Consider the following 24,251-nt stretch of genomic DNA (forward strand, 5'->3'; position numbering starts at 1 on the left):
CGCACTGGTGATTGTCCCTTGAGCACCGCCGACCGACGTGCCGAAGTTGGTGAACGAGGTGAACGAAACGCAGCAATCAGAAACGGACGCAGACGATCGCCAAATCGCAACGTATCCCGTATCCGGGCGAGTTAAAATAATCTCGACGTAGGCGGGGCTGACGGCGACCTGCAACTGCCATAGCCCTTGGGTCTGCGTCCATACACAAGGAGAATCTTCGGGATTTGATCGCGTTGCCGCCCAACTCGTCGGTGCAGATGCGAACCCGCCGCTGCCTGCGGTCATTGAAACTGAGAACGTGGCCGGCTGACCGCCTGAGCAAGTTCCGCACGAAGAATCGCCACCTGGATCGGTTCCCCCGCCCGAAGTCCCCCACGTAACGCCATCTGTGCTGGTGAGTTTTACCCACTGGTCGAGGCTGTCGTCACAGTCACACCGACCGTTCTCTGAGAGGATGGAGACTTCCAAACAGTCTTCCGCCGTCAGACCAACCACCCAACCACAACCGCCAGCGGGAGAGCCGGGAGTCGTGCTATTGTCAGTCGAATTGCGGCGTTCTCGGATGATGTAGATGGTGTTCCCGTCCACACCGTCTTCACCCGGAATGGGATACCCTCTTGGCCCCCGCTCTCCACGTCTGCCCCGCACACCCGGCGGACCATACGCACCATCTACACCGTCCTCACCCGGAATCGGAAAGCCTCTTCGGCCCTGAGCCCCGTGTCTCCCTCTCGGGCCTGGAAAACCCTGCTCTCCATCAGCACCATCTTCTCCCGGAATGGGCGGACCAGTTGGCCCCCGATCCCCTTTCAACCCATCTCGGCCCCTTCTCCCCGGAACTCCTTGCTCTCCTTGCTCACCGTCCTCACCAGGAATTGGGGTTCCGGTTCTGCCTCTGACTCCTGCTGCACCATCTCGCCCTCTCCGTCCGGGAATACCCTGTTCCCCCTGCTCACCATCCTCTCCCGGAATGGACGGTCCGGTTCGACCCCGATCCCCTTTGGCACCAGGACGGCCTCTCGGTCCGGGTGGTCCTTGCTCTCCGTCCTCACCATCCCGGCCCGGAATCGTCAGCCCGTCTTCACCACGAGCCCCTGAAGCGGCGAATTGATCCACTCCACCGGTTGGGAAGCCTGTCCACGGTCCCCTCTGAATGCGAGTAGTGAACCGAGGCCCCGGGCCGGTCAGGCTGGAGGTCCACTCTACATGATCCTCAGCCCCTGTGGGTGCCCACGGCACGATTCCGCCGAAGGTGACATCGACGTTGCAGAGTTGCCAGCCGTAATAGTCCGCAGCAGCCTGAGCCGCGTAAGCCTCACATGCCGAGCCGTTGGTGTCGTCGAAGATCAGGTCGGCGTAGACCGTGTGTTGGTTGCCTGAGATGCCTGTATAGCCTGAGTACTCAGGTAAAGCCAAATCGGTCAGCGTCTTCACCACAACGTAACGGTCCGACTGAAGAACCCCGTCCGTCTTGTGGGAGAAGACTACAGCCACGCTCTCAGGTACTTGCCACTTGATGTCGTCGGCAGAGAGCAGCCCACCCCCAGTCTTTCTATATTTTCCGTACTGACCCGCTGAAGCCGTCTGAGCCGCACTCCAACCGACCGTCTTGTAACTGCCGTCAAGCGAAGCCACAAACCTCTGACCGACTGTAGTAGCAGCCGCGTCGATCAGCACCCCCACGGATTTGCGGCACTGAACCCACCGGTCCGAGGGAGAACCATAACCCCCACCAACCGACCCGACCGAAATGGGCTCACCCGCAATCCCCGCCAGCGTGGAAAACAGACCGGTCCAACTGGGCGGCCGTTCTTCGACGTTGCCCGATCGGAGGTGGATCAGGTCGTAACGCAGGTCCACAAGGGAGAGCAGATAGAGTTGCTCAGATCCTGCAATCTGAAAAAGCGGGCGGGGAGGCAGCATTCGGAGCGAACACTGAACGGCCCCGTGGGCACTGTCACTAATGTTGAGGGTTTGGTACGGACCGTCAGCACTCACTTTAGTTCGGATCGAGTCCAAGCGGGTCGAGTTCACTACACAGTGGAAGGTCGCACACCGGGATCCGCCATTAGGCCAGTACAGAACTCCCACCCGAACGGGGTCAGCGATCCGATACTCAGGTGCAGATAGAGCAGCCAGCCCGGAGCCCGGAATTCCACCCAGACTTTGCTCAACCAACCGGTCAAGGGAGTGATAAAGCGAAAGGTATGCTTCCACCTCAGCAGTTTGCAGAAGGAGGGGCACTCCGGCGTAATAGAGAGGCACAGGGCTGGCACCTTAGTGAACAGAAGTGAAAAGTTAAGAATTGACGCGATTAGGTATGAGAGCCGAGAGTCTAGATGCAAGTAGGTCTTGGGAGAAAGGTAGAGAAGAGGTCCGCCTTGAAGACCTACAGCCACTGATCCAAGCCGGTCTCTGGTGGACTGTTTCGGCGGCGGGTAGCTATCTTGTGAGCCATTCCCAAACTGGAGATCATTCCTTGGGCAGAGGGCCAGTGCAGAGTGCCACCGTCGAACTGTGGGATGAAGTGGTGTTGAGCCGGGGTCTCGTGTTCCCAGTTGGCTAAGTAACCTGGAAGATCGGTCACGTCCACACCCCAGGGCAGCACCGGAGGCTCTTGCTCACCGTGATATTCGGCCAGGGGATCGTGTTTGATAGACCAAGGGCGGTTGGGGTCGTCGGATCGCTGGGACGGGTACTCGTGCTGGAGCCAGTGGGCGAGCGACTGGTGGAAGTCAGCCATATCGTGGTGATCCTGTTCCCGCAGGTAGTCGGCGTAGGCATTCCGGGTGTTGTGGTCGAAAGGCGACTTGTCCAGGGCTTTGAGGAAGGCTTTGTTTTCTGGCCCCAACTTCCGCGGTTGCTGGTCCGGAGTCTTTTTGGCTCGCTTTGGTTTGGTGAATTGGCCTGTGGCGGGGTCTACCATCGGCCCGATCCCAGTGAACGGCTTTTTGGCGAAGTGGAGTGCCTTGTTATACGATTTGGCGTACTTGCGATCCGAACGATCCATGTAAAACCTCAGAAGTGAAGTGAAGTGAAGTGAAGTGAAGTGAAGTGAAGTGAAGTGAAGTGAACCAGACGTGCAGAACCGCCCTCCCCTACTCAACCCTAGGCAAGGAGAAGGCATAACGCGAAGTGTTAGGACAGATGTGAACCAGACGAAATGAGAACAGTACTGGGGTCAGGAAAGAGTGTCGTGCTGCAAGTAGGGGATTGGGAGAAAGGTAAAGGTCGAAGTCTAGGGCCGGTGTAGTTTGAGTCCCCTACCTTTCTCCCAATCCCCTACTTGCATCTCTATCCTCGACTCTCTGTGTGGTGTTTACTGGCCTGTGCTCTATTATACACTCCCTACTCTCTGTCCTATTCCACCAGCCCTTGCCCTTGTCCACCTTTCCTCTTTCTTTCTTAAACACCCTAATATATAAATACGACTCTGCCGCAAAATTTTCGCAGAAAGAAAACCTTCCAGAAGGATTTTACACCCCTGAAATGCTGGAAATTGCAGGAAATCGATCGAGTTGACAAAAATTCAAAATCCCCCGAAGTGCGAAGAAAACGGTCCGCAGTCGTATTTATCTATTGTGCCCCGCAAGCGACGACAGATATCAGAGTGAAGGTGGCAAGGCAGACGGGTTGGGTGTTGGTGCTCGGAGAGCCGGTCGCCGTCGCCAATGTCCAGGAAGGGCCAGCACTTGCGAGCCGACTACGGAGCGAGTAAGCTGCGACCTGTAACGATTCCCCGTGGTGCCCTCGTCATGATTACGATCGCCTCTTTGTCAGCAATCCAGCTCCTCGTCTGTGCCACCGCGGCGGACCCGCCCAAGCAGGCCGAACTCGATCCGAAGACCATCGCCGCTTACGAAAAGCTCGGGGCCGAGTACGGCCGCATGTACGTTTTTGATTTAGGGTTCCTGCGTTACCAGGATGCCAAATCGAAAAGCCCAGCCTCCGCCAACACAATTCCCGCGTTCCGATTCCGAAAAGCCCCCGCTGGCACACTCCCTCCCGTGGAAGGCTCGTTCGGGCTCTACTTCGCTCAAGTACCACTGACCGATGCGGACTTGGCCCGAGTCGCCAAACTCGAAGGTGTGACCATGCTCGGGCTCAGCGGCACGCGGATATCGGACCAAGGGCTGACCAACGTCGCCAAACTCGGCAAGCTCACCGCTCTCGACCTGACCCGAACAGCGATTACGGATAAGGGCCTGAACAGCCTGGCGAAGCTGAACGCACTGGAGACAATACTCATCGAAGGGACGAACACGACGGATAAGGGGGTAATCGAGATCGCCAAAGTCGAAAGCCTGAAGCTGATCGAACCCGGCCGAAAAAAGGTCACCGACGACATGGTAAACGGGCTGATCGAAGCGAAACGCTTACACATCCTATCGCAGGTGAGAGGGCAGAAGGGCCGAGTCACAGCCGACAAGGACATCAACCTCCTCAGTCTGGCGAACACGGCGATCACCGACAAAGGGCTGGAGCAGGTCACTAAACTCGGTGCGTTGACTTCCATCTTCGTGAGCGGCACGGGGGTCACAGACAAGTGCCTAGAGCACGTCGGCAAAGTCACCACGCTGATCAGCCTGGAACTCAATGAGACCGCGGTCAGCGACAACGGACTAGACCACCTGACGAAGTTGTCCAAACTGTACTGGCTAGAAGTGAAGAAAACGAAAGTGACAGCACCGGGAGTGGTGAAGATCCGAAAGGCCCTGCCGAAATGCGTTGTGGTACCATGAGCAAGTGCTCGATCGTGAGGATGCTCTACACCCGATCGGACGACCCCGGTATCGTTAGACGCTTTCTGGTCCAGGTCGGTAGCAGAGTCCGCCTCGATCAGCCACTGGTCGAGCTGGAGATGTTAAAGAGTACACTCGAACTACCTTCACCAGAAGAAGGAGTGGTCACAGACTTGCTGGCGATAGTTGGCCAGAGCGTTGGGCATGGCGACCCGCTGCTGACCCTGGAATCCGTCCCGGAGACTTAACACCAAACTGTTGGCCGCAACTACACGACCGGAGGATCGATGTTTAAGCGTCTCTGGGCAGCAGCCCACATCGGACTCACCTTCGCCTCCCTCGGTTGCTGCCTGTACCTCCTGTGGAAGGAGCGGAGCAGAGACCAAGTGCCTACCCGGCCGTTTGCGGGTGGAGATCCTATCCTACGGCAATTCCTCAAGGCACGCTGGCTGGGCGGGGATTACGAGTTGCCCCCAGGACGTGACCACTGCGGAATCGCGGTCCTGACGTTCGAGAACGGGCGATTCACCGGGCGGCGGCGGCCGTGGCCCTGGTCCGTCCCACAAGGCGGTTCCCGAGCGATCCCATATCTCGTCATGTGGGGTCAAACGCCAACGGGTTCCAGAGTGATGACAGCCTCCGGCGGGATGTGCTCATTTGAAGAGAAGGACGAATTCTTCGCCAAACTGGATGGACCGCTGTTGCGGTGCTACGGCTCCACGAACAATGGTGAGATCAGGGGCTACCGGGTGATCGGGTACGCCGCGTCGAATGAAGAACGTGTGGATAAGGACCGAAAATCAGACGCGAGCGAGGCCATCAACTCGATATTTCGAACTCAGCGGCACGTGGCGATACTCGGAGTGAAGACCTTCGACACTGAGGCGGAAGCCCGGACGTGGGCGAACGAAACGATCGAGGGGGCCGATCCGTAACCACCATTCCTCCACGACACAGGACGGACCAGCATGCCGGGACTATTCGTCGTTCGTGACGCTTGGGAGTACGCATCCACGTCGTCCTCCAAACCTCTTGACCGAAAGTGGTTTCCGCTCGTTGAGGATGTTACGGTAATCGGTCGCGATCCTGCCCGGGACGTGGTCATACCTGCCATCTACATTCGTCGGGCGGAAGCGAAGATCGTGCGTGAAAACGGGGCGTACTACCTGGAGAGCCTGCCCCACAGCAACGCAACCGTGTTCGAGGATCAAGTGCCCTGGTGCCACCGAACGAGGCGTGTGCTGAACTACGGTGACCTTATCAAAATCGGGCAGTATGAGTTCGCCTTCTTGAACGATCCAACCGACCTCATTGTTACCGCGGAAGCGTCGCACCAACAGAGAGCAGCAGCAGATGGCAGGGGCAGAGGATGAAGGGAGAAGGAACATCCGGAAACTCAGTTGTCCGAAGGGCCGAACCTGCTGAAGCGGCGGGGCGGCTCTATGGGGTGGCACTGGATCTCGTCTGTTGTCGTGGAGGGGCGAAACACCCACTCTTCCGCCACAGATACGACCTTGGCGCGAAGCATTCGATACCGCTCGAAGTCGCCGTGCTGTTCAGAGTCCCAAGACTCCTCCAGAGACTGGAGGCCCAACCGAGCAACTTCAGCCCTCTCGACCACAGGACCACGGATCTGAACCGGGACAACATCTACAACGTGAGCGTTCACCAACTCGCCATCCTGGCCGACAAGCTGCATATCGAACAGAACCGCGTAGGCCCGCAACATCTGAGCCGGGTTCGTGGGAGTAACATTACTCATTCAGGTTCTCCAGGAAGGCTTTAATTCTCAGACGGGGTGTATTTGCGGCGTGATGTGTCGGGCACGTAGCAAGTGTGGCTAACTTTCGCGGGCTCGGAGGCCACCACCCACTCTTTTGCAGACTCCACCAGCATCCAATCCACAGTTTGCCACTGGCGGAGCGGCCCCATAGATTCTGTACGCCAGCCGGAACGCAAAGACTCCATCGCCAACTCCACCACCTCCTCTTCTCCGATCTCTCTAGCGTCTGGCTCCAAGAACGACACGGGAACAGGCTGGACGACAGGAGCTTTGAGGCCCGCACGCCGCAGAGTAAGCAGGACAACGAAGGACTGGAGATACTCCACCGGATTCGGGGCCGAGAATCGGGATTGACGAACCAGAACAGCGGCACACATACGAGACACCTTGACGAGTGCAGAGGAGGGAACCTTAACCTGCCATACATATAGAGGCAGAAGCAGACCGAATTGTTGCACTAAACCACACCATTTTGAGAATTCTCAAAATCCTACCTTTCTCCCAAGACCTACTTGCATCAATACGAACACACTCGACCCCAGAATGACGATTCAGAGAGGCAACTTCGAGGATCGAGATGCAAGTAGGTCTTGGGAGAAAGGTAGTGTTTTGAGACGGCAGAGACGGCAGAGACGGTGATTTTGGGGAACAGCTCCTCTTCTCTCTTCTTTCTTCAAAACATGGTCAAGGAAAGAGTTTTGGGAAAACGCCGTCTCTGCCGTCTCTGCCGTCTCGAATTCCCCATCAGACCACGCTCGCTTTCGACCAGTGGACGCCACAAATCAGCCTTTTCTGGGCACCGTCGCCGGCAATGTTGCAGCAAAATTGAAAATGCCCAAAAATCTTAAACCCTTCGACACCATAGGTTTTTGAACACCTTCAATCCTACCCTGTGCCAAATCTGTCGTCTTACCTGGAATCGCTGCCTATATATTATTGGGGAGCCCATACTGACTTCCCACGAGTATCCAAACCGATGAGGAAATAAACCATGACCAAGGCCAAGACCGCGACCGACCTCGTGAACGTGCAACTGCCCCACCTGACTCACCGGGTGATTCGGGAGCGAGCAAAACAATTAATGGCCAACGTGAAGATCGTTACCACCGCAATGGCCCGAGGATTCGAGCAGCTCAGTCTGGAGGAGCAGACGAAACTAATCGACGAGGCCCGAGCCAAGCTCATTCAGGCCGAGTCTGCAAAGGGTAACTAATCGCGTGTGTTCCACCTGCCCCCTTCACTCTAACGGCGTGTTCAATTCTCCGGTCTCGCACCGGTCGCACCTTCACTTCTTCTCTCTCACTTCCCGAGGCATTTCCATGAGTTACCTTGATTCGATTCCCGCGTCCCACCTCGTCCCGAAGGGCACACTAGTTCAGTGCCGTCTCCTCTCCTGCGTCCGCTCTCGGCATTTCGCTAACGGGCAGAAAATCCAATACGAGTGTTCCTGGCAGGTTACAGAGGGGCCATATGCCGGTCACGTGCTAACGCGGAGCTGGTGGACAACCCCGGGCGGACTCCCGGTGCTGTACGCCGATTGCGAAAAGCTCGACATTGGGCACCCAGAGGAACTTTGCTTCGGCCCGCCTGACCCGATCGTTGTTGAGGGTGTCGCCTCGATCAGCGAGTACAACGGCGTGTCGCGAAACGAGCTGTGCAGAATCGATCGCCGAGTGCTCCCGCAGACCTCACGCACCCGCCCCAGAGAAGTCTTCGACGATGAGATCAGCACCGCATTTTAGCCCCACCCCACTCACAGAAGGACAGACATATGGCAAAGAAAAAGGTCACGAAAGCAGACATTCAGGGCCAGTACGAGGTCTTCCGGTTGCTAGGCATCCGGCTGGTTAGGTCGAAGTCCGGGGAGCTGTTCCTGGCCACCAGCCCGACCGGTAAGCCCGGGGGGAGCGTGGAGCTACAGCCCTACGACCTAGCTGAGTCGTGTGAAGAGATTAAGTGGGTACTACGAGAGGCGAACAAGTCCGCGGACATGCGATTAGTAGCCGAGGCTGTCAAGGGACTCGTCCGAAGCACCAAAAAAAGCCCACCGGAAATGGTGTCGCGTCGCGTCGCCGAGCGGGACGGAAAAATCTTTGTAGACCTGTGCGACGCAAAACGGCAGGTGGTGGAGATTTCGGCTGACGGGTGGCGAGTCACCACCGACTGCCCGGCTCTCTTTCACCGGCCGCTCCAGGCTCTACCCCTGCCGGTCCCGGTTCAGGACGGCTCCATTCAGCGATTGCGGGAACTGTTCAGCATTCTGGACGAGCCGAGTTGGATTTTGGTGTTGGGCTGGCTGAGCACCACCCTGAAGGAGCACTGCGACCACCCGTTCTTGTCGATCCTGGGTCCGCCGGGTTCGGGCAAGAGTGCCCTCACCAAGTTTGCGTACTGCACGATCGATCCTCGCGAGGCGAAGGGGCTGCAGATGCAGCAGAACGCAGAGGATTTGCAACTCAGTGCTTTCAACCGCTGGGTACTCCCGCTCGATGAGGTCGATAGTCTCCCGCCGGAAAAATCCCGGATCGTAGCGACCATCTGCACGGGCGGGGCTCTCGAAAAGCGAAAGAAGTACGAGGATACGGAAGTTGTATGTGCTGTAATCAATCGCCCGGCCATCATCAACGGGCTAGAGGCAGGGGAGTGGCTGCACGAGGAGCGAATCCGGGACCGTGCGATTCCCGTGACTCTCAGTCGGGTGCGACCCGAAGCCAGTGTTGAGGACGGAGATCTTATCCGAGCGTTCGAGCGACATCACCCGGAGATACTCGGTGGCCTTTTCACAATCGTTTCCCGGGCACTCAGAGGCGTTCGGGATGGAGAGGCGTCAGCCCACCACGCTCTGCGAATCAAGGAGGCCATGACGTGGGCGGATCGCTGCGTACACGCTGCGGGATACCCGAAAGGGGAGTTCACCCGGCTGGTGACGGAAGCACACGCCAGGGTCGTTGAGAGGGTGGCCGAAGAGTGGCCCCTACTCGACCCACTACTGAAAGTGGCTGGATCGGGGTTCCAGGGCAGTCCTACGGAGCTTCTAGACAAGCTCAACAGCATGGTCGAGCGGAAGGGGCGAGATTGGCCGAAGAGTTCGAGCCAACTGACCCGAGCGATCAATCTACACATCGATTACCTGGAAAAGCGGGGCGTCCGGGCTGAGCACACCAAGGGCCAGCAGCGATTCTGGGTAATTCGGTCGGTCCCGAGTTCCCCTCAAAAGAGTGCCGACTCAGTGAATGCGGCCAAACCGCTGGCATCATTATCCGAAGGCGAGCAGTCAGACTTGAAGTCGAAGCTCCTTCGGTGGGCCGATTTTGCAGACAAAATCGATATCTGCTTCACTCACCGGGACTCCAGCAACACGCTGTATGGTCGATTTGCAGAGGCGGCCTCGATCGCCTTGAAGAGAACTTTGGAGCCAGACCGCACGCTGCGAATACCTGATGACGAGTTTCTCTCACTCGACACAGCAAGCGAGTTACTACTTGTCGAAATTAATCCAAGAACTGAGGGCAAAAATTGAAGTGCGGGAACAAAGAAACCACGTGCGGCTGGTGCGAGAAGCTGGAGCAGCTCGATCTCATTTCGGGTTCAAACTACAACTGCCTACCGTGTGACCGAACCTCTGATGTAATAGAGTGCGAATGCAACAAGTGCAAAAAAACCTATCACGAGAATGTGATCAGAACCAAGAAGTGTGGCTTTAAGGTGGTGGAAGGACGATCTTGCTGCCCACACTGCTTCTACAAAGCCAACGACGGCTTCAAGAGTCGCGACCCAAATGGCATCCAAGAGGGTCAACGTAAACTCCGCGACACCCAAGGAAAACCCGCACTTGGCACTCCACCGACTCCGCGAGAAGCGAGGGCAATTTGTGCTTATGCTTTGGCCGAAACATTTATGAAAGCAAATAAAGAGGACCCTCTAAGTCAGGATGACCTTCTGAACCGCCTGACTGCCAAGGGCACCGAATGCGTTTTTCGTTTTATCCCTTCGACACCAGACATGGTAATTCCCAAATTTCGCACAAGTTACAATTGCTGCCTTGAGGTGCCAAGGGGGTTCGTAGGATACTGTTGGAAATGTTACAAGCAGATTCTAACAGATATCTACTCAGAGCGTGAACAATCACCTCAGCTCCTTGAGTACAGTGAAGGACCAACCGAAGCTGCAGCTAAGCCCGGTCTTAACCCAGGCCAGATCCTCCTAGACCCTCTCCCTTTACTGCTGCCGCCGCTCAACAACCTGACACAGCAGCAACAGGACGTTCTTTTGATGAGTCTAGGACTGCACCAGGAGTATGACGGGGAGCTGTCCGATAACGAGATCGCCAGCCTCCTCAATATCTCTCCCGGGAACGTCCGCTCTACCAAGAGCAGGGCAAAGACACAATTGAGTGCCGATCCGGAGCTAGCAACCCTTTTTGCCAAGATATCCAGGCGTCAGACCACTGACGGGTGGCACTAGCAGAGTAGCAGCGTTGGGAGCAGGCAGGACCTAAATCTACCTTTCTCCCAACCCCTACTTGCATCTCGACCCTCTACCCCAAGGACTACATTGACTACAGACGATCACACTTTGCACGCCCTCTCCCACCCTTCCCTTCAGGCCCTTCTTCCTGCCCGCGACCACGGAAAGCCATACAACCCTAACCGACTAGCCGACTGGTGCAGGCGGGGACGCCGGGGGTTAGATGGGGAGCAGGTCTACTTGAAATCAGAGAAGCAGGGCGGGCAATACATGACGAGTATCGTAGCTTTGCGGGAATTCCTGGAGAAGACCGGCCTGAGCGTGGAGGATGAGGACGAGGAGTTTCACGAATTCTACTACCACCCACTACCACCGGTGTCCTTCCCTGCCACTAAGAACCACAGGCGAAATTGACCACAAGGGCGGTCGCGGGGTGGTAGACTTGGTACCTGGCGAGGAGTAACCGTCGTGGACGACAGCCTCGACAGCAAAGTTCGCCTGCCCTTTCAGTGGTCCCACCGCAAGGCACACTTGCTACTCTGTGCATCGTGCGGCCCGGCACTTCGTTTAGTCGGCAGTCGGGAACTGCAAGTAGCCATCGAAGTGGGCGAGTTGCACAGTGACGGCCAATCGACAGCCGACCAAATTCAGATCGAAGTGGAGCGAGCACGTGCGGCGGTCACACGGCTGACGAGCGACGAGGTGCTGCGTACCCTTGCCGACATCGTTTGTCGAGCAGCCACTTTTCTCGTCCCCTCTTGGCTCGATGGCCGCTTGGTTCAGGGAGAGCCGCGAGACGTGCCTAACCTGCTAACCTCCATCTTAGGTTTGGCCGAGTTGGTAGGCGGCGTGGCGGATGGCCGGACCTTGTTTGACACCCTGTTCGATGACATCGAGGCCCGTGGCGTCCTTTGCTGTCCCGAGTGGCGTACCGAGACTGTTTTGGCCCTCGCACGCGAGATGTACGAGTCCCGCGACTTCAGCGCGATGCCGATTCTCGCAGATGCCCTTCAGGACGCCGGGTGTAACAACGAAGACGTGTTGAACCACTGCCGCGGGCCGGGGCCACACGTTCGAGGCTGTTGGGTGGTGGACCTCCTGCTCGGAAAAGAGTGATAGCGAGCCGTGTCGGGCAAACCCCTATTTCTGGTGCGGGCGGAACTTTCGCCAGTCTTCGGTCTCGCAGCGGTTCTAGTTTTGAGCCCTGCCCCTTATCCGGAGACGTAATCGTGTTAGCTGCACACACGACCGAACGCCGCCGATCCGCCCGTTTCCTGCCCGCTTTCGTTACTTACTGCCGTGCCGGAAGTGGTGGCGAAGGACTCGTCTGGAACATTTCGGTTACCGGTCTGGGGATGCTCATCGGGTTCCCGCCCGAAGAGAGCCAGACGCTGCCGATCGAGCTATCGAACCACACCACGTGCCTCTGCTTGATGGCGAAAGTGGCCCACGTCCGGCAGTTAGAGGCTGGGGACTTCTTCGTCGGGTTGCGATTCGATAAGCCCCTCGGAAAACACGAGATGGAGCATTTCGTGAAGCTGAAGGAGCCGAAGTTGGGAACTTGCCGATAGCGAGAGCCCACGTGCTACCGGTCCGCAGAGGGCACCATGACCGAATCCGAGTGGCTGACCTGCACCGACCCGAGCCCGATGATCGACTTTCTGTCCCGAGAGGGGAACGACAGGCCCCTGCTCCTTGCCGAGTCTGCGTTCTGCTCCCGGATCGCCCACCACCTCACCGACCCTCGGAGCCGAGATGCGGTAGCCGCCCTTCAGCGACTGGCCGAGAGAGGACGTGATTCCGACCCGTTCCCCGAGCTGATGCCCGCCGTCTACGCCGCACAGGATGCATCCAACGCTTTCGACGCACTCGGTGAGGCTGCAACCATCGAAGACGCCGCCCGCGTGTCAGCCGCTACGGCCGCAGGATACGTTGGGGTCGGAGGAACGGTCTCGGTTGCGGTGAGCTGTCAGGCGGCTGCTGACCCCACCGGTGACGGATCTCGCGAACGGGCCGCTCAGGCAGACCTCCTGCGGGAGTTCGCACACCCCTTCCGTACCTCACCAGACGCCGCGTGGATGACGCCAACCGTGGTCGCCCTGGTCCGGGGTATCATTGCCGACGCGGCCTTCGACCGACTACCGATTCTCGCGGACGCCCTGGAGGATGCTGGGTGTGCTGATTCGGTCTTGCTGGCCCACTGTCGAGGTGACTGCCCCCACCTTCCGGGATGCTGGGCTGTTGAGTTACTGAACCACTCTCCGGCCACTGGTCGCTAAGAAACTTCGGCCTGAAGGGAATCGGGATGCGTGAAGCCCTCGCTCCTGTCGTTGCAGCCGTTGTGATCCTGGCCCTGTGGGTGGTCGCCCGGGGGTTGAGGACGATTCGCGAGCAGCCCAAGAAGGTCGTTCGCACTCCCCCTGCGTGGGTACCCAAAGGTCCAGCCGATTACGACACACTTCTGCGGGCCGTTCGAGCAGAACTGGCAAGGAACTTGGTGGGACGAGTGGACTGGACACGCCCGGTCGAGGAGATCAGGCAGAGCATCCGTCCGGCCGTCGAACACCTGATCGATACCGCGAACCCGCTGCTCAACCGGATCGAACGGGGGAGGCTCATTCAGGAGGTGGTAGACGGAATCAAGTCGCCTTCACAATCAGAGTGACTACCGTTGACAGACCAACGACCTCGACCCCGATCAAACTGCACCAGCTTTAGTTCTCCCCTCTACCACTCTGAATATAGATTCTGATCGCAGGGTAGAAATGCCTTGATCCGCCCGAGCAGCAGATGCATTGGCCACGGAACCAAATACCATACGGCCCACTTCGACCACACAGCAATCAGTAGAATTTCAACAAGATCCGCGGTTCTTCAGATTTCCCGGCACGATATTTTCACCATATTCGACCGAGAGCCCATCCAAGGGTTTCTGGAGGTGTATCACTCTTGATCGCACCAGACGAGGCCATTGGTGACAAACTGCACGGGTCTCGGACCGGTAGCCGAATGGGATGCGACGCGATCCTATTCCGAACCGCACGCAGGGCACTAATCGCAGACAGTTCCCACCCTCACTCGATCGCCCTATGGAGGCCACTTTGCCTAACCCCAAGCGTTACGACTGGTATGCCTTCCCTCCTAAAGGCAGGCTCACTATAGCGAACCGCGTTCAGCAAAATATAGATCAGCCACTCACGAAGGACGAAATATATGCAATGGCGGAGTATCTATTAGCTTGCGAGACGCCTCCAGAGGCTCCACAAGAACCCGAATCACGGTAGACCCGCAATTCTTCGGAGTTGGGCACCGTGATCGCTCCACAGTGCTCGTCTCTTTTTCTTTTTTGGTACTTGTTATGCGAGCCGCTACTTACATTCGGATGTCAACCGCCGATCAAGAGAACAGTCCCGACCGTCAACGCAACCAGATCGAGCCCTACTGCAAGTCGAAGGGGTACTCTGTAGTTCACCGCTACGAAGACTTAGGGATGCGGGGCACGGACGACTCTAGACCACAGTTCCAGAGGCTCTTGGCTGACGCTCAGAAGGGACTGTTTGATGTGATCGTAGTAGACGAACAGTCGAGGCTCACCCGCACCGACCCTGTGGACTTCATTGCTGAGGTTGTCAGTCCGCTGCGGAATGCGAACGTGGTGATCGACACGGTGGCTAAGGGGGTCATCAACTGGAGTGATCTGGGGCAGTTCATTGTCGGCTCGGTCGCTCAGCACGCTTCCAACAACGAAGTGGCCACTCTCAGTAGACGCGTGGTTACGGAACTGGCTCGGAAGGCCCTAAAAGGAGATGTGGTTGCGGGTAAAGCTCCCTACGGATACGAACAAGTGTGGAAGGACTCGACGGGCAAGGTGGTTCACAGGGGTAAGAGGAACTGGACTAAGAGACCGTCAGGGTGGGAACCGACTCTGGAAGTGAAAGAGGAAGAGGCGAAGGTGGTGAGGTGGATCTACGAGGCTTACACGACAGGGGGGCTGACTCTCAAGGGGATCACTAACGACCTACACAACCAAGGCACTCCATCTCCAAAGGGTGGAAAGTTCTGGAACCGGGCTCAGATCCGCAACATTCTCACTAACCGAGTCTACACGGGGGATTTCGTCTTCAACCGCGTGTCCGTCGGTGGGTTTCACAAGTTGGGGTGGGCCGGAACTGGAGAAGATCGATCCGGAGTAGCGGTCCCGAAGAAGCAGGTCAAGGGTAAAAAGGCACCGGCTACCAAGAATGCAGAGGAGGATTGGGTAATCGTTCCAGACCACCACCCGGCTCTCGTTACCAAGGAACAGTGGGAACAGGCTCAGGTCGCATTGAAGACCAACAGAGACCGGTGCAACCCTGTGGCTGGTGGCGGGGATTACGCTCTGTCCAACGTACTAGTCTGCTCTCACTGCGGGAGTACCTTTGTTGGGGACCGCGACCGCACGGGAAAGTTCTACCTCTGTGGCGGGTACGCTCGGAATGGCATTAAGCACTGCAAGCCCTACCGCGTGGCCGAACGGAATGCCGTCGGACTGGTGGAGATGGAGTTGTACAATCACTTCGCTTCTCCAGTGGCCCGAGAGTTGTTAAGGCAGCAGGTTGCAGGACGACAACAGAACGCCATCGACACCGATGCAGGTCAGTGTAATCGGGCGAAACGGACCATCGCCACTTTGAATCGCAAACTGGCCACGGCTTCTCGCAACATCCTTCTTTTAGACCCAGAACGCGTTCCGGACGCACAGAACCAAATCAGGCAGTGGGAAAGCGAGAAGGTCCAAGCCTTAGCTACACTCAGTTCTTTAGTCGCACCGAAGCCGATTAAAGACCCGGATGAAGCTCTTGCTCGCCTGGAGTGCCAACTACACGCTATGCAGGAGGCAAGGACGAAGAGTAGCCCTGAGAATTTCCGAAAGCTTGCCCGTGCCTGCCTTGAGAAAGTCGAACTGAGGTTTCTCTCAACTCCTCGTGGAAAGTTGAAGAGGCACACTTTGGTCGGTGGGACGACTCACTTTAAGAACGGAGCCATCTGTACCTTCGACATCAGCCCCACAACTAAGACCAGGTGAGACCAGAATTCGCGTTTGTGGGCCATTGGCTCTTTGGTGAAAATCTACCTTTCTCCCAAATTCCTACTTGTATCTAGATCCCCTCCCCTTCACCCCGGCTCCGGCTGGGGCTTTTCTATTTATGGAGACCTATGGAAGAGATTTGGAAACCGATTCCCAATGCCGAGGGTTACGAGGTGAGTGACCTTGGTAGAGTGCGGACTTACTTTTGGCGAAAGAAGTGGTGGCCCGAGCCCCGAATCCTCTCCCTGACTCTTCACTCCGACGGGTATCTCAAGACCACCATCAACGGCCAGACTCGCTACGTCCACCAACTCGTTCTATCAGTTTTTGGTTCAGATCCCCGACCAGGGCAGGTGGTGCGTCACAGAGGGGGAGATCCCCACGACAACCGAGCCTGCAACCTGGAGTGGGGGAGTCGAACGGAGAACAATCAGGACACGGCTCGGCACGGAAAAGTAGCGGGGCAGAAGCTGAGCGAGGACGAGGCTTGGGGAATCAAACTGCTCCTGCACCACCAAGTTCCTGGCCCCGACGTGAAACGGATCTACCCCCACGCCAGCACCGGAATGATCTCCTGCATCAGACTCGAAAAGACTTGGCCCTATTTGACGATCAACTAACTCTTCCTCCTCAGCCTTCGGGTTGGGAGTTTCCCCTTATGGAGACTGGCGTGACGGATGGCGACCTTCTGCTTCGAGCCGTGTTGAACAACCCCGAAGACGACACCGCTCGGTTGGTTTATGCGGACTGGCTGATCGAACACGCGGACCGCAGACGAGGCGAGTTCATTAGAGGACAGGTCGAGGCTGCGAGTGCCGGAATAGAGTGCCCACGGGAAATTTGGGATTTGCTACCGGCCGGGTTCGAGTGGCTGGGACTGCAACCGCCGGAAGAGTTCGAGATCGGTTGGGACCGTGGGTTCGTGGACTGGATCGTTTCACCTCGGCGATACATCTGGAACCGGAAGCGGCTTCAGAAACTCTTTAGTCAGCACCCGATTAAGAGTGTCGAATTGTGTGACGTGTTCCCTGCTTCCACGGACCCCACCGACCCCGAACAGTGTGGCTGGTGGCCGGGAGGGTGGACCGTAGATGGAAAAGTGTCCGATCTCCTATTCGCTCGACTACCGGACGGGGAGATGTTCTTCTGCTGTGACGCCGGCCGGTGGACGGGCTGGTTCTTGCAGTACCCGATGTGGGACTCGGCCCGAGAGGCACTCCGAGCAGCGGTAACTTCCTACGGGCGAAGTCTGGTGGGGTTGCCGTCGAGTGCGTTTCGGCAGAAAGAAAGCAGTGGAATCCGAAAACGGAAGTCCGTGACCTGAAATTTTTGCCGATCCGGCACGCTGGGGGTGGTTCCGCGAATAGTATCCGTGGTCACTATTCCTGCTTGCCGGATCTCTTTCACTCGGGTATCGTTGGTGGTGCTTTCCGGTCCGAAACCGTCACGAAACCCCTGAAAAACAAGGCAATGGCCAAGGTGGGACTCGAACCCACACAGGTTGCCCCGCTCGATTTTGAGTCGAGTGCGTCTGCCATTCCGCCACTTGGCCTGAGCCCTTAATGTATGGGCTTTTTGCGACGTGAGCCAGAGCAAAGCAGCGGGAAGGTTTCGGAAGTTGACCGAACGGACTTCACCAACTCCGGCCGCCACTTCCGATCGCCGCCACCGCTTTCGCGGTGCAGGCACACGTTCGTAACTGACGGGGTTAACGGTTCTTACAGTAACGGGGCCGCGGTCGGGGTGATGACCATCCGGGGCCGAGTGACACGCGACACGGCCGTTCTTCCGACCGGCTGCGGTTCAAAGCTTCAGGAAGTCGCGGTCGGCGTCGTCGGTGTCATCAGCCGGGAAGGCGACGGGGCCGTCGAGCCGAGTGATACCGAATCCGATTGAAGAGTCACTGCTTCCTGTAGCCGGCCTCTGTGAGGCGGGTGCGACATGACCGAGGTAGCGCCGGCCTCACAGAGGCCGGCTACAGAATACGGCGTGGATACGGATCAATCGGATTCTAGTAGTTTCAAGTTCGCGCCGGACTGGGGTTCTGGCCTTTGAGTGTGGTCCGCTCACTCCGTGAGCGGCCGCGCCGCGCACCAGATTAGCTCCGCGAGCTTGCTGGCCCCGTCGTTGTGCGCAACGCGAATCCGATACCCGGCGCAACCGCTCACGGAGTGAGCGGACCACACTCAGAACCAGTGCGCGGGTACTACACGCCAACTTGAAACGACCGGACACGTATGACCGCTTCACGTAACTCGGTGCCAACGGTGCAACCCCTATCGAGCCGGCGTGACTGGTATGCGGCGCAACAGGGTTGCGTTTTCCGCGGAAGCTCCGCTCCACAACCAGGCACGAGTAGCAGCGGACGGGCCGTCCACGGTCCCAGGGAAAACCACCCCTGACCTGTGGTTCGGCGGCTAGAACCGACCCGCGGCGCTGTAACGGGGGTGACAGCGTACCAGTTGCCGCCGACTCCTCTCCCGCTGGGTCGTCCGCTGCCGATCGACTACCCAATCGCTGGGGTGCCGCTACCACCGAATCCCGGGCTTTTGCACGGGGGCCGAGTCCGCTGAGCCAGACGAGTTCGGCACGACGGACACAGCGCAATGTATTGCATGGCAATCGCTTGCGGCTATCGAATCGATCCAACAGCAAGACGAAGCCGGCGTAAACGGGGTGTCGGTTCGGCTGCAAACGGCTGGTGCGGCGGGAGGAAAACTGCCGGAAGCTCCAAATGCGGGGATGAGGGTCCTGAAATGCGCAATGTGCTGACTCGATGGCGCCGGGGTCAGGCGGGCACGGGGACGCCGCCGGCGGGCTCTGCCATCGGACGAATAGCGGCTCCTATGCCTCCGGTATCATCACAACGAAATGGCGTGTGACCCATGCCCCGACCGACACGAATAGCACCACGCCAACGGACCAGACGGGCAGCAAAGCCAGGGGTATCAGAATCCCCACGACAGCTACCAGAACCCCGCCGCCCCAGAGTTGCGCCCGGGGGTAGCGTCGAACGAGTTCCGGCCGAAGTTCACGCACGAGACACAGCAGCGGCACAACCTGCACGACGACCAGCGCCGCCACCGCCGGGCGAAGCAAGCTCGCCGCAGGGTCGTGACCGATGCCGGCCGCCAGACCCAGTAGCGCCGCGCTGCCGAGCGCCAGGGCCGACGCGACGTGATACGCACCGAGCCAGCGGGCGTCACGCCATCCGGGCTGCGAACTCGTGCTGAACAACACGCCCTTGTAAGCCATCGACCCAAACGCGAACGGCAGTGCGAGTACGGTCATCACCGTCCGCCCGACTGCGAGGACCGAAGAATCGGTCGGGATCGCGCCGAGGAGGCCCAGAACGTCGGTGACGGCGAGTGCCGCGAGCGGGAACGAATAGAGCGTCAGACACCATGTACCGAGCGACATCGGCGAACTCGGCTTGAACACCCGGAGCATGTGGTGGAAGCGGAGCGGGTCACCCAGGTCGAGCACCAGCAGCAGAAGGTCGATGAGCAAAAAGACGAGTGCCAACGGGTACGCCCAGGCCGCGACCGGCGCGAACGCAGCCGGCCGCGTCAGCTCGCCAACCGCAACCGTCAGGAAGAGACCCGTGGTCAGCGCGTTGAAGAAGACATCCCAGACGACCAGCCCGTGCCACGGCGGCGCGTGCGTCGGTTCCTCGCTGGCGTACCCCGGTGCGGCGGACGTGGTCATGAATTCACCCGCCCAGAAGGAACGCGAGGAGCAGCGCCACCAGCCCGACCAACCCCGCGAGCGCCGAGCGCAGGTAGTCGCCGCGCATGTGCAGCCACGGGTTCACCGGGTCGGCCGGCAAGCCGTACACCTCCGGGCGGTCGGTGAGCAGGTAGAAGGAGTGCAGTTCGGTGTAGGTCTCCGTCGCCTCGGCCCCGTACAGGTACGCCGGCACGCCCTTCGCCTTCAATTGCTCCACGCGATTTTGTGCCCGCTCGCGCAACTCGCTCACCGGCCCGAACTGGATCGACGCGGTGGGACACGCCTTCGCGCACGCCGGCACCAGGCCGTCGCGCTGCCGGTCGTAGCACAGCGTGCATTTGTGCGAGTGGCCGTCGAAGTGGCTCCGGGTGATGACCCCGAACGGGCACGCGGCGACGCAGTACGCGCACCCGTTGCAGATGTCCGGCTGGATGTACACGTTGGCGAACTCGGTGTACACGATCGAGCCCGTCGGGCACGCCTGCTGGCACGGGGCCGCCGCGCAGTGCTTGCACACGTCGGACATCATCAGCCACCGGCCGAAATCGACCGGCGGTTGCGAAACGGGGGCGGTGACGACTTCCAGAGGGAACCGCTGCGGCGCCGGCGCGACCGGCTCGGGGGTCGTGAACTGCTCGATGAACTTCACGTGCCGCCACGTGTCGCCGGTCAGCGCGCCGGTGTTGTCGTAGCTGTTGCCGGTGAACGTGAACCCGTCGGCCGGGAGCTGGTTCCACTGCTTGCACGCCACCTCGCACGCCTTACAGCCGATGCACACCGTCGTATCGGTGTAGAACCCGGTGGGCGGCTGCTGCGCGGGCCGGACGCCGCGGCGGAACGGGTACGTCAGCCGGTGCAACAGCTTGGCGAAGAGGCCGCGGGGCGCCGGAGTCGCATCGACACCCGCGGGGTGCGCCGGCAGTTCCAGCTCTCTAACCGCCATGCGCGAACCCTCCCTCGGGCTGTGCGGACCGGGGTGTGTCGGGAACCGGGTCGCGGGTCGGCCACGGCACCGCAATCTTGGTCGCCGCCGGCGGGTTCCCCCCGTGCCGCCCGACCTCCAACTGGCACGCGAACACCTTGCCCTCGTGCATGCTCACGTTCGCCTCGGCCACGATTGCGGTGAGGTCGTTGGCGTTACCGCCCACCACCTCGCCCGCGAACCCCCAGTGGAACGGCAGCCCCACCTGATGCACCGCACGACCGTCCACCGTCAGCGCCTTGATCCGCGGCGTCACCAGCGCCCGGCACTCGATCGCCCCGCGGGCCGAGCGCACCGTCACCCAGTCGCCGTTCGCGACCCCGCGGGCGGCGGCCAGTTCGGGGCCGATCTCTGCGAACATCTCGGGCATCAGCTCGTTGAGCCACGAGTTGAAGCGGCTCATCGGGCCGCTCAGGTAGTGCTCCGTCAGCCGGAACGTGAACGCCACCAGCGGGAACGCGGCCGTCGGCCCTTGCACAACGCTGTTCAGCGGCCCGGCAAAGGTGCGGACGGTCGGGCTGCTGGCCTGCTGGGGGTACAGCAGGTTACGCACCGGCGATTCGAGCGGCTCGTAATGGCACGGCAGCGGGCCGTCCTTCGCGCCCTTCGGGGCGTACAACCAGCCGAGGCCGTCGGTCTTCATGATGAACGGCTGGTCGCCCCCGATCGCGGCCATGCCCCGCGCCCCTTCGGGCGGGCGGTACGAGGGCGCCTTGCCGGGCTCGAAGTCGGGTTCGTCCGGCCCCACCCAACGGGACTGTGCTTCGTCCCACCAGATGTACCTCTTGCGCTCCGACCACGGGCGCCCCTCCGGATCGGCCGACGCACGGTTGTAGAGCACCCGGCGGTTGTGCGGCCACGCGAACCCCCAGTTCGGTTCGACCGGGTTGCCCGGGGTGCGCTCGCGCCGGTTCGCGCGGTTCCGCCCCGGCTCGGGGTACACGCCGCTGTACACCCAGCAACCGCACGCGGTGGAGCCGTCGGCCTTCAGGGCCGAGAACCCGGGGAGCAACTTCGGCCGGCCGCTGCGCGGGTCGGTTTCGGCCGTCTGGTAGCCGTTGATTTCCTGGAGCACCTTTTCGACATCCGGCTCACCCGCGATCCGGCTCACCGTGCCATCTGGGAGGGTGTGAGGATGATCGTACTCGTAGTCCCAGGTGAGGTTGAGCAGCGGCGCGTCTTTGGGGTCGGTCGAACCGGCGTACAGCGCCCGCAGCCGCTTGCCGAGCTGGTACACGAACCACGCGTCCGAGCGCGCTTCGCCGGGCGGGTCGAGCGCCTTGTTGTGCCACTGGAGCAACCGCTGCGTGTTGGTGAGTGTACCTTCCTTCTCCACGTGACCGGCGGCCGGGATGAAAAACACCTCCGTCTTGATGTCTTTGGCGGGCGGGCCGTTCGGGTCGTCCTTCCAAAACACGGCGCTCTCGGTCTCGAACCAGTCCGCCACCACGAGCCAGTCGAGGTTCCGCAAGGCGGCGCGCTGGAGCCCGGCGTTCATCCCTCCGCCGGCGGGGTTCTGCCCGAACAGGAAGAAGCCGGTGACCCCGCCGCGGCTCATGCGATCGAACGTGACGAGGTGCGAATGGTCGCCGTCTACCCGCGGCAGCCAGCCGAACCCGAACTCATTGTCCGGCGTCGCGGCCGGGCCGTAATAGGCCTTCAACAATGAAACGACGAATTCCGGGAAGTTGGACCAGTAGCCGGTCTTTATGCCCTCCTTGTCAAGATACCTCTGGAGGCTCTCATGGTCGGCGTGCGCCACCGGCTGCGGCAGGTATCCGGGGAGCGTGTCGTACAGCGTGGAAACGTCGGTGCTGCCCTGGATGCTGGAGTGCCCGCGCATCGCCATAATGCCGCCCCCGGGCCGGCCGACGTTCCCCAGGAGCAGTTGCAGGATGCCCGCGGTGCGAATAATCTGGACGCCGGTGGTGTGCTGCGTCCAACCGACCGCGTACACGATCGCGCTCGTCCGGTCGCGCCCCGAGTTCGCGCACAGGAGTTCGGCAACGCGAACCATTTCCTCCGGACGACAACCGCACACCTCCGCCACCACGTCGGGCGTGTATCGCGCGAAGTGCCGCTTGAGGATCTGGAACACGCACCGCGGGTGCTGGAACGTCGGGTCCGTTCGCGGGGCGTCGCCGGCTTCGGCAACGCCCATCAGGCCATAACCGTGGGTGCCGTGCTGACCGGGCTCCGATTTCTTCTGCTCCTTGCCGCTGCCGCCCTCGTAAGCCCAGTTTCCCCCCTTCGGGTCGTACGTGCCGCTCTCCGGCCGGTAGCCGCTGAACAACCCGTCCAGGTCTTCGGCGTCCTCGAAGCCCTGCTCGATAATGGTCGCGGCGTTGGTGTACGCAGTGACGTACTCCTTAAACCACTTATCGTGGGTCAGGACGTAGTTCACCACGCCACCCAGAAACGCGACATCGGCCCCCGCACGGATGCCGACGAACATGTCGCACAGCGCCGAGGTACGCGAGAAGCGTGGGTCCACGTGGATCAGCGTGGCACCCGCGCCTTTTGCCCGCATCGGCCAGCGGAACCCCACCGGATGGGCCTCCGCCATGTTCGAGCCCATGATCAGAATGCAGTCACTGTTCGCCAGGTCCTGAGTAAAGTTCGTCGCCGCTCCACGCCCGAACGAAGTGCCCAGACCGGGCACCGAGGCGGAGTGTCAAATTCTTGCCTGGTTCTCGACCGGCACCACCCCAAGACCGGCGGTGAACAGTTTCTTGATGAGGTAGTTCTCTTCAACGTCAAGCGTCGCGCCGCCGAGGGTGCCGATCGTATCGAAACCGTTGAGCAACCGGCCGTCGGCCTTGCGCGTCACGAAGTCCAGGTCGCGGGCCGCCTTCACGCGCTCGGCGATCCGGTCGAGCGCCCAGTCCATCGACCGCTCCTCCCAGCGGTCCGAGTGCGGAGCGCGATACATTACCCGCGTGACCCGGTGCGCGTTGGTGGCGAGCTGAAAGGCGTTCGCGCCCTTGGGACAGAGCGTGCCCTCGTTGATCGGGCTGCGCGGGTCGCCTTCGATGTCGATCAGCGTGCCGCCCTTGGTGTAGATCAACTGGCCGCACCCGACAGCGCAATAGGGGCACACACCATCGGTAGCCGTCGCGCCCCGAAGACGCGAGCCCTTATCGGCAGTTTGTGGGCTGAACGGCTGCCGTTTCGACCAGAGCGGCAAACTGAACATCGCGCGTCCTTCTTCGGGTGGGAAACGCCGAAACCGTTGATGGCATCGTTGCGTGGTCGCGCTGCCGAAAGCTGGCGACGTTCAGCTAGACCACATCGGGGCTTATTACGGTTGGTTGGAACGCAATTCGCGCGCCGGGCGGTGCGATGGCCACCACGCCCCCTTCTTCCAGCATCATGCGGTCACGCCAGCCTCAGGCGGCTAAAAAGTCGAGCTTTGAGTAGTGGCACCGACCTGTACATCATGGTACCAAATCGCCCATCTATCGCCGGGCTAATGGAATC

At 59.8% G+C, this 24,251-nt stretch carries 19 protein-coding genes and 1 tRNA gene; 13 read left to right on the forward strand and 7 right to left on the reverse strand.

Going from position 1 to position 24,251, the window contains the following annotated elements; genetic code table 11:
• Nucleotides 1–809: 809 nt before the first annotated feature.
• On the reverse strand, nucleotides 810–1,055 hold the full coding sequence (locus tag R5W23_RS00690) for a hypothetical protein (protein ID WP_320684664.1): 246 nt from the start codon (nucleotides 1,053–1,055) through the stop codon (nucleotides 810–812).
• Nucleotides 1,056–2,389: 1,334 nt separating this feature from the next.
• A complete protein-coding gene (locus R5W23_RS00695; RefSeq protein WP_320684665.1) occupies nucleotides 2,390–3,010 on the reverse strand; it encodes a TIGR02996 domain-containing protein in 621 nt (206 codons plus the stop codon).
• Between the two features lie 745 nt (nucleotides 3,011–3,755).
• Between R5W23_RS00695 and R5W23_RS00700 the strand changes: the two genes are divergently transcribed.
• The 4 genes from R5W23_RS00700 (at nucleotide 3,756) to R5W23_RS00710 (ending at nucleotide 6,115) form a co-directional block, all read left to right on the forward strand.
• Nucleotides 3,756–4,742 (forward strand): leucine-rich repeat domain-containing protein, encoded by a 987-nt coding sequence (locus R5W23_RS00700; protein WP_320684666.1) that lies wholly within the window; start codon nucleotides 3,756–3,758, stop codon nucleotides 4,740–4,742.
• A 20-nt stretch (nucleotides 4,743–4,762) separates the two neighbouring features.
• Nucleotides 4,763–4,990: a biotin/lipoyl-containing protein gene (locus R5W23_RS32540; protein ID WP_407936096.1), complete on the forward strand. Its 228-nt coding sequence runs from the start codon at nucleotides 4,763–4,765 to the stop codon at nucleotides 4,988–4,990.
• A gap of 381 nt (nucleotides 4,991–5,371) precedes the next feature.
• The gene (locus R5W23_RS00705) at nucleotides 5,372–5,677 is read left to right on the forward strand and encodes a hypothetical protein (protein ID WP_320684667.1); all 306 of its coding nucleotides are present in this window, start codon (nucleotides 5,372–5,374) and stop codon (nucleotides 5,675–5,677) included.
• A gap of 33 nt (nucleotides 5,678–5,710) precedes the next feature.
• Complete coding sequence (locus R5W23_RS00710; protein WP_320684668.1) at nucleotides 5,711–6,115, forward strand: FHA domain-containing protein; 405 nt, start codon at nucleotides 5,711–5,713, stop codon at nucleotides 6,113–6,115.
• Between the two features lie 23 nt (nucleotides 6,116–6,138).
• Here R5W23_RS00710 and R5W23_RS00715 read toward each other — a convergent pair whose 3' ends face one another.
• Nucleotides 6,139–6,504: a hypothetical protein gene (locus R5W23_RS00715; RefSeq protein WP_320684669.1), complete on the reverse strand. Its 366-nt coding sequence runs from the start codon at nucleotides 6,502–6,504 to the stop codon at nucleotides 6,139–6,141.
• A gap of 1,012 nt (nucleotides 6,505–7,516) precedes the next feature.
• On the opposite strand from R5W23_RS00715, the gene R5W23_RS00720 reads away from it, so the two are divergent.
• The 9 genes from R5W23_RS00720 (at nucleotide 7,517) to R5W23_RS32550 (ending at nucleotide 17,384) form a co-directional block, all read left to right on the forward strand.
• Nucleotides 7,517–7,738, forward strand: a complete 222-nt coding sequence (locus tag R5W23_RS00720; protein ID WP_320684670.1) for a hypothetical protein — start codon at nucleotides 7,517–7,519, stop codon at nucleotides 7,736–7,738.
• A 558-nt stretch (nucleotides 7,739–8,296) separates the two neighbouring features.
• The gene (locus tag R5W23_RS00725) at nucleotides 8,297–10,045 is read left to right on the forward strand and encodes a hypothetical protein (RefSeq protein WP_320684671.1); all 1,749 of its coding nucleotides are present in this window, start codon (nucleotides 8,297–8,299) and stop codon (nucleotides 10,043–10,045) included.
• Nucleotides 10,046–11,460: 1,415 nt separating this feature from the next.
• Nucleotides 11,461–12,108 carry a hypothetical protein gene (locus R5W23_RS00730; protein ID WP_320684672.1) on the forward strand — a complete coding sequence of 216 codons (648 nt, stop codon included), beginning with the start codon at nucleotides 11,461–11,463 and terminating at the stop codon, nucleotides 12,106–12,108.
• 239 nt (nucleotides 12,109–12,347) lie between these two features.
• Entirely contained in the window at nucleotides 12,348–12,563 is a 216-nt protein-coding gene (locus tag R5W23_RS32485) for a hypothetical protein (protein WP_326522211.1), read from the forward strand.
• 36 nt (nucleotides 12,564–12,599) lie between these two features.
• Nucleotides 12,600–13,271: a hypothetical protein gene (locus R5W23_RS00740; RefSeq protein ID WP_320684674.1), complete on the forward strand. Its 672-nt coding sequence runs from the start codon at nucleotides 12,600–12,602 to the stop codon at nucleotides 13,269–13,271.
• A 26-nt stretch (nucleotides 13,272–13,297) separates the two neighbouring features.
• Nucleotides 13,298–13,657 (forward strand): hypothetical protein, encoded by a 360-nt coding sequence (locus tag R5W23_RS00745; RefSeq protein ID WP_320684675.1) that lies wholly within the window; start codon nucleotides 13,298–13,300, stop codon nucleotides 13,655–13,657.
• A 693-nt stretch (nucleotides 13,658–14,350) separates the two neighbouring features.
• Entirely contained in the window at nucleotides 14,351–16,057 is a 1,707-nt protein-coding gene (locus tag R5W23_RS00750; RefSeq protein ID WP_320684754.1) for a recombinase family protein, read from the forward strand.
• Between the two features lie 131 nt (nucleotides 16,058–16,188).
• On the forward strand, nucleotides 16,189–16,680 hold the full coding sequence (locus tag R5W23_RS32545) for an NUMOD4 domain-containing protein (protein WP_407936093.1): 492 nt from the start codon (nucleotides 16,189–16,191) through the stop codon (nucleotides 16,678–16,680).
• Nucleotides 16,681–16,718: 38 nt separating this feature from the next.
• Nucleotides 16,719–17,384 (forward strand): TIGR02996 domain-containing protein, encoded by a 666-nt coding sequence (locus R5W23_RS32550; protein WP_407936094.1) that lies wholly within the window; start codon nucleotides 16,719–16,721, stop codon nucleotides 17,382–17,384.
• Nucleotides 17,385–17,531: 147 nt separating this feature from the next.
• Here the strand turns inward: R5W23_RS32550 and R5W23_RS00755 are convergent.
• The 4 genes from R5W23_RS00755 to fdh all read right to left on the reverse strand — a co-directional run bounded on the left by R5W23_RS00755 (nucleotide 17,532) and on the right by fdh (nucleotide 23,967).
• A tRNA-Leu gene (locus tag R5W23_RS00755) sits at nucleotides 17,532–17,612 on the reverse strand.
• Between the two features lie 1,292 nt (nucleotides 17,613–18,904).
• Complete coding sequence (gene nrfD / locus R5W23_RS00760; RefSeq protein WP_320684676.1) at nucleotides 18,905–19,768, reverse strand: NrfD/PsrC family molybdoenzyme membrane anchor subunit; 864 nt, start codon at nucleotides 19,766–19,768, stop codon at nucleotides 18,905–18,907.
• Nucleotides 19,769–19,772: 4 nt separating this feature from the next.
• Entirely contained in the window at nucleotides 19,773–20,732 is a 960-nt protein-coding gene (locus R5W23_RS00765; RefSeq protein ID WP_320684677.1) for a 4Fe-4S dicluster domain-containing protein, read from the reverse strand.
• Nucleotides 20,722–23,967 (reverse strand): formate dehydrogenase, encoded by a 3,246-nt coding sequence (fdh, locus tag R5W23_RS00770; RefSeq protein ID WP_320684678.1) that lies wholly within the window; start codon nucleotides 23,965–23,967, stop codon nucleotides 20,722–20,724. The genes R5W23_RS00765 and fdh overlap by 11 nt, the downstream gene beginning before the upstream one ends.
• Nucleotides 23,968–24,251 lie beyond the last annotated feature (284 nt).

This window comes from Gemmata algarum, from assembly GCF_034097035.1.
In the GTDB taxonomy this organism is placed as follows: Bacteria; Planctomycetota; Planctomycetia; order Gemmatales; family Gemmataceae; genus Gemmata; species Gemmata algarum.

Bases quoted from the DNA above. Each gene is read 5' to 3' on its own strand.
- R5W23_RS32540 (WP_407936096.1), top strand. From the start codon at position 4,763: ATGCTCTACACCCGATCGGACGACCCCGGTATCGTTAGACGCTTTCTG.
- R5W23_RS00740 (WP_320684674.1), top strand. From the start codon at position 12,600: ATGACCGAATCCGAGTGGCTGACCTGCACCGACCCGAGCCCGATGATC.
- R5W23_RS00695 (WP_320684665.1), bottom strand. From the start codon at position 3,010: ATGGATCGTTCGGATCGCAAGTACGCCAAATCGTATAACAAGGCACTC.
- R5W23_RS00700 (WP_320684666.1), top strand. From the start codon at position 3,756: ATGATTACGATCGCCTCTTTGTCAGCAATCCAGCTCCTCGTCTGTGCC.
- R5W23_RS00750 (WP_320684754.1), top strand. From the start codon at position 14,351: ATGCGAGCCGCTACTTACATTCGGATGTCAACCGCCGATCAAGAGAAC.
- R5W23_RS00745 (WP_320684675.1), top strand. From the start codon at position 13,298: ATGCGTGAAGCCCTCGCTCCTGTCGTTGCAGCCGTTGTGATCCTGGCC.
- R5W23_RS00720 (WP_320684670.1), top strand. From the start codon at position 7,517: ATGACCAAGGCCAAGACCGCGACCGACCTCGTGAACGTGCAACTGCCC.
- R5W23_RS00690 (WP_320684664.1), bottom strand. From the start codon at position 1,055: ATGGTGAGGACGGAGAGCAAGGACCACCCGGACCGAGAGGCCGTCCTG.
- nrfD (WP_320684676.1), bottom strand. From the start codon at position 19,768: ATGACCACGTCCGCCGCACCGGGGTACGCCAGCGAGGAACCGACGCAC.
- R5W23_RS00715 (WP_320684669.1), bottom strand. From the start codon at position 6,504: ATGAGTAATGTTACTCCCACGAACCCGGCTCAGATGTTGCGGGCCTAC.
- R5W23_RS32485 (WP_326522211.1), top strand. From the start codon at position 12,348: ATGCTCATCGGGTTCCCGCCCGAAGAGAGCCAGACGCTGCCGATCGAG.
- R5W23_RS00705 (WP_320684667.1), top strand. From the start codon at position 5,372: ATGACAGCCTCCGGCGGGATGTGCTCATTTGAAGAGAAGGACGAATTC.
- R5W23_RS00725 (WP_320684671.1), top strand. From the start codon at position 8,297: ATGGCAAAGAAAAAGGTCACGAAAGCAGACATTCAGGGCCAGTACGAG.
- R5W23_RS00710 (WP_320684668.1), top strand. From the start codon at position 5,711: ATGCCGGGACTATTCGTCGTTCGTGACGCTTGGGAGTACGCATCCACG.
- R5W23_RS32545 (WP_407936093.1), top strand. From the start codon at position 16,189: ATGGAAGAGATTTGGAAACCGATTCCCAATGCCGAGGGTTACGAGGTG.
- R5W23_RS32550 (WP_407936094.1), top strand. From the start codon at position 16,719: ATGGAGACTGGCGTGACGGATGGCGACCTTCTGCTTCGAGCCGTGTTG.
- R5W23_RS00765 (WP_320684677.1), bottom strand. From the start codon at position 20,732: ATGGCGGTTAGAGAGCTGGAACTGCCGGCGCACCCCGCGGGTGTCGAT.